We start from the raw sequence: 426 nt of genomic DNA, 5'->3' as shown, positions 1-426 counted from the left end.
CGGTCGCCGGCGGTGTTCCGCACGAGGTCGACCTCGATGTGTCGACGCTGCAGTCGTACGCAGGAGCGGACGGGCAGAGATCGCCGTTCGTCGAGCGTGCGGGAGACGGCGCGCTCGTGATCGCGAGGGCCGGATGCGTGAACCTCGCAGCCGGCGAGGGCAACCCGATCGAGATCATGGATCTGTCGTTCGCCGTGCAGTTGTACGCCGTCGAGCACCTGCTCTCGCTCGCGCTGCCCGTCGGAGTGCATGCCCTTCCCGCCGAGGCCGACACCGCCATCGGCACGGCCGCTCTCGCCCTGCGCGGAGAGCGCATCGACCAGCGCAGCGCCGCCCAGATCGACGCGCTGCGCGAATGGCGCTCGCCGCGTTTCCGAGGAGAGTCCGCATGACCGCCGTGACCGTCTACTCCGCGGGGCTCGTCGT

Annotated in this window: 1 pseudogene; it reads left to right on the top strand. The window is 70.4% G+C overall.

The annotated features are described in order from the left end of the window. Positions 1-392 (top strand): annotated as a pseudogene (locus DSP71_RS21765) (hypothetical protein); the annotation flags it as partial. Positions 393-426 lie beyond the last annotated feature (34 nt).

The sequence above is a fragment of the Microbacterium sp. H6 genome (genome assembly GCF_003314775.1).
Classification (GTDB): Bacteria; Actinomycetota; Actinomycetes; order Actinomycetales; family Microbacteriaceae; genus Microbacterium; species Microbacterium oxydans.
This window is presented reverse-complemented; position numbering and strand designations above follow the sequence as displayed.